Here is a 9336-nt window from a genome sequence, read left to right as displayed (position 1 = left end):
CAAAGACCATTTGGTTTTCATCAATCTACCGACTGACTACTTTTTAAATTTTATCACCATCGTTTTGTTATGTCAATAACTTTTTAAACTTTTTAAAACTTTTTTGTTTAAACCCATTTTTAAAGTTATCTAGATTTGAACTTTGAAGTTCGCATCACTTAGTGACGAGATTTATAATATCATAGGGTTTGCTTTCTCTTCTTAACTTGTGTAATTATATATAAAAATTATCCTTTATTTGCTCTAAATTTCTTATTTTTTCTCTAATTTACATGTATTGATACACTTGGTTAAGTTTTTTTAAATTTATTTATGATATGCACTATAGTACTAATTAATTATATGTTTTTTATCTATAAAATCTTATAATCTACTCTGAGCATATAGATTTAAAATAAATAGTTACGTATATAAATTGAAAACTAGTTATATATACCTAGTTAAATAGTTGTTCTATCCATGATGGTTTCAAAGAGATTTACCATTTGTATACCCAGATTACAAGAGATGTTAAAATATTAAGTACAATAGAGTGTCACTACTACTTATAACTAATCTAATAATCTAATATACTCTTCTTATAGTATTCTTTACAATTCAATTGACATTATGATTAAAAAAGTATATTCCTAGAAAACAGCAAATCAAAACTGCGTTTACTGCGTTCTAGGAGTATATCTTTCTATTATTAAGTTAATACAAAGTATTATAGATATATATTTTTTAATAATGCTCTATTACTTTAAATTCTTAACAACTTCTTTAAACCTATTTCCTCTAATCTCAAAGTTTTCAAACATATCAAAGCTTGTGCATGCCGGGGCTAATGCTACTATGTCTCCGCTTACTGATATTTCCACTGCTTTATTTACAGCTTCTTCTAACGTATCAACCATATAAATATCAACATGAATACCCTTTTCATTTTTTAATTTGTCAAAAACTTTTTTAATTTGTTCTTTAGCTTCCCCAAGCAAAATCAATGATTTAATATATGGATATCCTTCATATGCTAATGGATCAAAAGGAACTTTTTTATCACGTCCTCCAGCAATTAATACTACCGGTTTTTCAAAAGCTTTTATACCTGCTAATGTTCTAGTAGGACTTGAAGCTATAGAATTATTATAGTATTCTACATCTCTATAGCTTCTTACAAATTCATTTCTATGTTCTACACCTTTAAAAGTAATTGCGACTTCTCTCATATATTTTACATCCACATCATCCATTATCAAAGCGAAGGCTGCTAATAAATTTTCTATATTATACATACCTTTAAGCAATACTTCACTTTCATTACATACCTTTTTACCTCTAGCAAAAAGATTTCCATTTTTATAGTAAGCTCCATTTTCTATAACACTATTTCTACTAAAAGTATAAAGATGCCCACTTTCTTCCCCTTTAATATTTCTTGTAACATCATTATCTTCATTTAACACCAATAGGTTATCTTTATTCTGATATTTAAATATATTCTTTTTAGAATCTATATATTCTTGTAAATCTATATGCATATCTAAATGGTTAGGTGATAAATTTGTAATTAAAGCTACTTCTGGAGATGTATCCATAGTCATAAGTTGAAAACTTGATAATTCAAGAACAACCTTATCATCTGGTGATATTTCTTCTATTTTTGTGAATAATGGAGTACCTATATTCCCTCCAATCCAAGTTTTGAAACCTGCGGCACTTAAAATACTATATACTAAAGATGTAGTTGTTGTTTTTCCGTCACTTCCTGTTATACCGTATACTTTAGCAGGACAATATCTTAAAAACTCCTCCATCTCAGATGTTATATATGCACCTTCATTTTGGGCTATAGTTAATTCTTTACTATCAATTCTCATAGACGGGGTTTTAAAGATGACATCAAAGCCACGCAAATTAGTTAGATATCCTTCTCCCAATTCAAATTTAACTCCTTTGCATTGATACTTGTCTACAACTTCTTTAAGTTTTTCTATATTCTTTTTATCAAATGCAGTTACTTTAGCTCCTAATCCAATAAGGAACTCTATAAGTGGTATATTGCTTACCCCTATTCCTACTACTGCTACATTTTTATCCTTAATAAACTTCTTAAACTCACTAAAATTTCTTTTCATTCTTATTCCTCCAGTACCGCCATATATTAGCTTACTTCTATACTATAATTATATCATTACATTAGACTTAAAAAAACTCTATGAAAAATACTTATTCTACTTATTGCAAAAGTTCCCCTATTTTCTTTATTTTCGCCTATTTTCCCCTTGTATCTGCTAACTTTCCATTGTTTTTTCAATTTAATTTATTATTTTTCAAAAAGCTATTGCTATGAATTTTTCAATATGATATAATCTGTTTGTGCCGTAAGTAAAGGTGTTAAAACTTTTCCCCAAAGGTTTAACATTGCACATAACATATCCCCATGATTAAACCCTATTTTTTACCGGATGCAAATCCGGTTATTTTTTTATTCGTTTATATAAATTTCCAGTAATGAACCCTTAAATACAATTTCTATTTAAATTTTAGACTACAATACGTTTTTTAAACACACTTAATTTATCATACCAATATATTTTTACTTTACATATTCAACTTATTATATTCTTTACTATAAAATAACTCCAAGCAAATTAATGCCTAGAGCTATTTTAAATCCATATAGACTTCTATTAGAATTCCATTTTTTCTTCTATATAAGATACTAGATTACTTATTGGCATTCTTACTTGTTCCATAGTATCTCTATCCCTTACTGTAACAGTTTCGTCTTCTACAGTGTCAAAGTCAATAGTAATACAGAATGGTGTTCCTATTTCATCTTCTCTTCTATATCTCTTTCCTATGCTTCCAGCCTCATCATAATCTACATTAAACTTTTTAGATAATATTCCATATACATCAATAGCCTTTTCACTTAATTTCTTACTAAGTGGAAGTACCGCGGCCTTAAATGGTGCTAATGCTGGATGAAGATGCATCACTGTTCTAACATCTCCGCCTTCTAGTTCTTCTTCATCATAAGCTTCACACAAGAATGCTAATGCAACTCTATCAGCTCCTAATGATGGTTCTATACAGTATGGTACATATTTCTCATTAGTAGTTGGATCTAGATAAGATAGCTCTTCTCCTGAATGTTCCATGTGTCTTTTTAAGTCATAGTCTGTTCTATCAGCTATTCCCCAAAGCTCACCCCATCCAAATGGGAATAAAAACTCTATGTCACAAGTAGCATTACTATAGAATGATAGTTCTTCTTTTTCATGATCTCTAAACCTTAGATTTTCCTTACCCATTCCCAAGTTAAATAAGAAATTCTTACAATACTCTTTCCAATATTTAAACCACTCTAAATCAGTTCCTGGCTTACAGAAAAATTCAAGCTCCATTTGCTCAAACTCCCTTGTTCTAAAGGTAAAGTTACCTGGAGTAATTTCATTCCTGAAAGATTTACCTATTTGAGCTATTCCAAAAGGCACTTTCTTTCTTGATGTTCTTTGAGCATTTTTAAAGTTTACAAATATACCTTGAGCTGTTTCAGGTCTTAAATATATTTCATTTTTACTGTCTTCAGTTATGCCTTGGAAAGTTTTAAACATAAGGTTAAACTTTCTTATATCTGTATAATTCATTTTCCCACACTTTGGACAAACCACATTGTGTTTTTCAATATATTCTTTATACTCTTCATTAGTCCATCCATCAGCTACAGCTACTTCTGCTCCTTCTGAAACCATATGATCTTCAACTAACTTATCAGCTCTAAATCTAGCCTTACATTCTTTGCAATCCATTAATGGATCAGAGAATCCACCTACATGACCTGTAGCTACCCAAACTTCTGGATTCATCAATATAGCACAATCCAAACCTATATTATAAGGATTTTCTTGAACAAACTTTTTCCACCATGCTTTTTTAACATTATTTTTAAATTCCACACCTAAAGGACCATAATCCCATGAATTTGCAAGCCCTCCATAAATTTCAGACCCAGAAAATATAAATCCTCTATTTTTACATAAAGCTACCATTTTATCCATAGTTAATTCTTTTGCCATATTCATTACCTCCATCAATGTTTTTTATTATTAATTGCAATTAACAAATTAATATTTGTAAATAAAAAAACTTTAACCAATTAAGGGACGAAATTAATCCGCGGTTCCACCCTTATTAGCTAAAGCTCATCTTTAAAATTTATCACTAACTCAAAAGCTCCCTTCATAATATTGATATGATGATTTACACCCACCATCATCTCTCTTTAAAATCTTTATTACTACTCTTCTTTATCATCGTTATTATTTAGTTTTTAATAATATTATAATTCAATATAATATTAAAATATAAATATTATTTTGTTATATTATTTACTATAACAAAATAAGCCGACTTAAAAGCCCGCCGTAAGTTATCTTATAAAAATGGCTCCGCGAAGAGGATTCGAACCTCCAACCTATCGGTTAACAGCCGAGTGCTCCACCGTTGAGCTATCGCGGAATATTTAATTCATATCTAGATTATAGCATATTTAATGTAAATTTCAACACTATTTTATAAAATTTAAAAAATAATTTCTTGCACTTACATTATATCAATACTTTAATATTTTATCCAGAAATATTTTTAATATGCAATAATTATTTAATATATAATATCTCTTTACTTATATTATATATTAAATTAACACCTTAACATTTTACCCAAAAATTACTTCAATATGCAATAACTTTTGGGTAAAATTATTTTTTAAATTATATATTATTGTAGAGGTTTCATTGTTGGGAATAGTATAACATCCCTGATAGATACTGAATCAGTTAAGAACATTACTATTCTATCTATACCAATTCCAAGTCCACCTGTTGGAGGCATTCCTACCTCAAGAGCACTCATGAATTCCTCATCAATTAGATAAGCCTCATCATCTCCAAGCTCTCTTTCTTTTGCTTGTTGTTCAAATCTTTGTCTTTGAACTATAGGATCGTTAAGCTCTGAATAAGCATTACAAACTTCTCTACCATAAACAAATCCTTCAAATCTCTCAGTAAAGGCTTCATTACCACGTTTTTTCTTAGTTAATGGTGATATTTCTACTGGGTAATCACAAAGGAATGTTGGTTGAATTAAATGTTCTTCAGCATATTCTTCAAATAAACCATTTAATATATCTGCCTTTGTACAATCTTTTAATTCCTTTATAAATTCTAAATGTTTTTCTTTTGCAATTTGTCTAGCTTCTTCATCTGTCTTAATTTCATTGAAGTCTACACCTGCATATTCCTTTACAGCATCAATCATAGTAATTCTTCTCCATGGTGGTGTAAAGTCTATTTCAGTTCCTTGGTAATTTACTTTAGTACTACCATGAACTTTCTCACAAGCATATGCAACTAATTCTTCTGTTATTTTCATCATATCGTTATAATCAGCGTAAGCTTCATATAATTCTATCATTGTAAATTCCGGATTGTGTCTTATACTCATTCCTTCATTTCTGAAGTTTTTACCCATATCATATACTTTTTCAAGTCCACCAACTATACATCTTTTTAAGTATAACTCGGTAGCAATTCTTAAATACATATCTATATCTAAGGTATTATGATGAGTTACGAATGGTCTTGCAGCTGCTCCTCCAGCTATAGGAGATAAAATAGGAGTCTCCACTTCTAAGTATCCTCTATTATCTAAGAATTCTCTTACAGCTTTTATAATTTTTATTCTATTAATAAAAGTATCCCTTACATCTTTATTCATTACTAGGTCTACTTCTCTTTGTCTATATTTTAAATCCGGATTTTTAAGACCATGCCATTTTTCTGGAAGTGGTTTTAATGATTTAGAAATTAAAGTCACTTTGCTAGCTTTAACAGAAGTTTCACCTGTCTTTGTTACAAATGGTATACCTGTAACTTCTAAAAAATCACCTATATCAAAAGTTTTTGCATCTTTAAACTGTTCTTCTCCAACCCTATCAAGTCTTATATATACTTGCATTTTACCAGATCTATCATGAATATCGCAGAATCCAGCTTTTCCTTGAATTCTTTTAGACATAAGTCTTCCTGCAATTGTAACTTCTGTTTCCTGAAGTTCTTCATAGTTATCCTTTATTTTTTTAGCCTCATGAGTTCTTTCAACTTTATATACGTCAAAAGGGTCTTTTCCTTGTGCTTGAAGATCAGCTAGTTTTTGTCTTCTTATCATTACTTGTTCATTATATTCAGCTTCTTGAGCTTGTAATTGTTCATTATCTACTACAATTTCTTGTGAATTATCATTGTTAACTTCTGTAGCCATAGACCATTCCTCCTAGTTTCTCATTTATGATTATCTATTAATTTCCAACACTTTATACTTGTTAATTCCATCTGGAGTTGATACTTCTACAATATCCCCTGGTCTTTTCCCCATAAGAGCATTTCCAACAGGGGACTCATCTGAAATTTTATTTTCATAAGGGTCTACTTCAGCAGATCCAACAAGATAAAACTCTATTTCTTCATCAAATTCATAATCAAACACTTTTACACTTGTGCCTATACTAACTATATCCTTGGGAATTTCACTTTCATCTACCACAGATGCATTTCTTAGCATATTTTCAAGTTGAATGATTCTTCCTTCTACAAATGCTTGCTCATTCTTTGCTTCGTCATACTCTGAATTTTCACTTAAATCTCCATATCCTAAAGCAACCTTTATCTTTTCCGTTATTTCCTTTCTTTTAACAGTTTTTAAGTACTCTAGCTCATCTTCAAGCTTCTTTATTCCTTCGTAAGTCATCACGTATTTTTTAGCTTCGCTCATTTTTCTCTCCCCTTCAATCTTACTAAATAATTCTATATCATTATAAATACTCAATTGTATCATATATAGTCTCTATAATCTTTGATTAATTATAAAACAGCTACAATTCCTTGTCAATAAAGGCATATTTATATTAAAAATACCACTTTTCATAATTCAATTTATATTTTTCTAATAAACCATACATTTCATCATAGGATATAGCATAGTTGATTTTATCTTTAATTTCGGTACAATTTCTTAATCCCTTAATATACCATGCTATATGTTTTCTCATTTCTCTTACAGCCTTATTTTCATCAAAGAACTTTACAGCTCTATTCAAATGAGTTATGCACATATCTATTCTTTCTACATCAGTAGGCCTTACTATATCATTGCCATCAATTCTTTGTTTTATCTCTTTAAATATCCAAGGATTTCCCATAGCACCTCTCGCTACCATTATACCATCACAATTAGTTTGTTTCCTCATATTTATAGCATCTTCTACCTCAAAAATATCACCATTTCCAATGACAGGTATAGAAACAGCTTCCTTTACTTGCTTTATTATATCCCAATCTGCCTTACCTTCATACATTTGTTCTCTAGTTCTTCCATGCACCGTTATAGCATCTACTCCTGCATCTTCTAAATACTTAGCAAACTCCACAGCATTTATGCTATTTGAATCAAAACCCTTTCTAAACTTTACTGTAATAGGCTTATCTGTAGACTTCTTCATTTCTTTAACAATTTCGCCAGCAAGCTTAGGATTTTTCATCAAAGCAGAACCTTCTCCGTTTTTAACTATTTTCGGTACTGGACATCCCATGTTTACATCTATAATAGCAACTCCATCCATACATTGAATAGACTCACAAGCAAATGCCATTATCTTTGGCTCACTTCCAAATATCTGTAATGCAACCGGCTTCTCTTCATCACTTATTCTCATAAGAGTTCCGGTATTTTTACTATTATAATATAACCCTTTCGCACTAACCATTTCTGTATAAACTAGTTCACATCCCATTTCTTTACATATGCCTCTATAAGCTATATCAGTAACTCCTGCCATAGGAGCTAGAAATACAGGATTTTTGAAGCTTATATTTGAAATTTTCATTCTATCACCTATTCTCTGTTCTTCTCGTATATAATCCTAAGTCCTTCTAAAGTTAAGAATGGTTCAACTTTATCTATAGATTTTGATCCCTCAGCTATAAGATTAGCAAGACCTCCTGTAGCTATTACCATAGGATTTTCCTCACCTAACGCTATCATTTCTTCTTTAATTTTACTTACGATAAAATCAACTTGACCTATATAACCATATACAATACCTGCTTGCATACTAGCTACTGTATTTTTACAAATAACTGTTTCCGGTTTTATAAGCTCTACTCTTGGAAGTTTAGCAGCTCTTTGGAATAAAGCATCTGAGGATATTTTTATACCTGGCGATATAGTTCCACCTATATAATCTCCATTAGCAGCTACTGCACAAAAAGTAGTTGCAGTACCAAAATCTATAATAACTAATGGTTTTTTATACATTTCATGAGCTGCTACTGCATTAACTATTCTATCTGCTCCTACTTCTTTAGGATTATCATATTTTATATTTATTCCAGTTTTTATTCCCGGACCTACTACTAGAGGTTTTTTGTTAAAAAACTTTCTAACCATATGTTCTAGGGAATACATTATATTGGGAACTACTGATGAAATAATAACTCCTGATATATCACTAACCTCTAGCTTGTTGTAAGCAAAAAGCTGTGCTACTTCTATCATATATTCATCAGAAGTTTTTCTATTATCTGTAGATAATCTCCACTCAACTATTAATTCCTCATTCTTATAAATACCTAATACTATATTAGTATTTCCTACGTCTAATACGAATATCATAATCATGTCACCTCTATATAATTAAAAGCAGCTTTTAAGCTGCTTTTTAAATGTTCCTAATTATTATAACACATTTAACACTTTAACTATATAACTTAATTAACTTTTTTAAGTTAATACTACTTAATGTGTTAATGAATTTTATGTAATACCACTGTAGACTACTCTATTATGTTTTATATTAGATTATTACTATTTATTATATCCAACTCATCTTTAAAAATCTTATATAATTCTCCTTTTAATGTTCCATCATTGGAATTATTCATAATATTCAGATATATTTTTTTTAAATTTTCCTCTTTTTTATTTATGTAATTCCTTCTAATATTTTTTTCTTTTTCCTTACCATTGAACATCGACCCCTACCTCCCTATAATATTTTTTAAAGTCTCTACATGATTATTATGTCTTACAATAGAGTCCTGTGCCTTGTTGTCAATTTCTTGAACAGGTATGTTTGTCAGATAACTTTTATAACTTTTAATAATCTCATTTTCTTTTTTAATTAGAGATTGAATCGTTATATCCTTCATAATAATCGCCTCCTTTTTTTATTATTATCAAATAAAAAAGGGTATATACCTTTATTTAAAATAAAATGTACCCTATATAGTA

General features: G+C 29.7%; 8 protein-coding genes, 1 tRNA gene and 1 other annotated feature. All 9 genes read right to left on the bottom strand.

What is annotated here, in order from left to right; genetic code table 11:
- Nucleotides 1-737 precede the first annotated feature (737 nt).
- Nucleotides 738-2117, bottom strand: coding sequence for a UDP-N-acetylmuramoyl-L-alanine--D-glutamate ligase (gene murD / locus B3630_RS17425; protein ID WP_346900380.1), 1380 nt, complete (start codon nucleotides 2115-2117; stop codon nucleotides 738-740).
- A gap of 555 nt (nucleotides 2118-2672) precedes the next feature.
- A complete protein-coding gene (locus B3630_RS17420) occupies nucleotides 2673-4064 on the bottom strand; it encodes a glycine--tRNA ligase (RefSeq protein ID WP_346900378.1) in 1392 nt (463 codons plus the stop codon).
- Between the two features lie 80 nt (nucleotides 4065-4144).
- Nucleotides 4145-4311: a binding site (T-box leader), on the bottom strand.
- Between the two features lie 120 nt (nucleotides 4312-4431).
- Nucleotides 4432-4506 (bottom strand) — tRNA-Asn (locus tag B3630_RS17415).
- 261 nt (nucleotides 4507-4767) lie between these two features.
- A complete protein-coding gene (lysS, locus tag B3630_RS17410; protein ID WP_346900376.1) occupies nucleotides 4768-6309 on the bottom strand; it encodes a lysine--tRNA ligase in 1542 nt (513 codons plus the stop codon).
- Nucleotides 6310-6339: 30 nt separating this feature from the next.
- Nucleotides 6340-6819, bottom strand: a complete 480-nt coding sequence (greA, locus tag B3630_RS17405; RefSeq protein WP_346871395.1) for a transcription elongation factor GreA — start codon at nucleotides 6817-6819, stop codon at nucleotides 6340-6342.
- A 133-nt stretch (nucleotides 6820-6952) separates the two neighbouring features.
- Nucleotides 6953-7930 (bottom strand): tRNA dihydrouridine synthase DusB, encoded by a 978-nt coding sequence (gene dusB / locus B3630_RS17400; protein WP_346900374.1) that lies wholly within the window; start codon nucleotides 7928-7930, stop codon nucleotides 6953-6955.
- An 8-nt stretch (nucleotides 7931-7938) separates the two neighbouring features.
- Nucleotides 7939-8718, bottom strand: coding sequence for a type III pantothenate kinase (locus B3630_RS17395; RefSeq protein WP_035130756.1), 780 nt, complete (start codon nucleotides 8716-8718; stop codon nucleotides 7939-7941).
- Nucleotides 8719-8894: 176 nt separating this feature from the next.
- Nucleotides 8895-9077, bottom strand: coding sequence for a hypothetical protein (locus B3630_RS17390; protein ID WP_346900372.1), 183 nt, complete (start codon nucleotides 9075-9077; stop codon nucleotides 8895-8897).
- 6 nt (nucleotides 9078-9083) lie between these two features.
- A complete protein-coding gene (locus tag B3630_RS17385) occupies nucleotides 9084-9254 on the bottom strand; it encodes a hypothetical protein (protein ID WP_346871391.1) in 171 nt (56 codons plus the stop codon).
- Nucleotides 9255-9336 lie beyond the last annotated feature (82 nt).

This window comes from Clostridium sp. UBA7503, assembly GCF_002477055.1.
GTDB classification, from domain to species: Bacteria; Bacillota; Clostridia; order Clostridiales; family Clostridiaceae; genus Clostridium_J; species Clostridium_J sulfidigenes.
The sequence above is the reverse complement of the archived record's forward strand: the minus strand, read 5'-3'. Positions and strand labels throughout refer to the sequence as shown.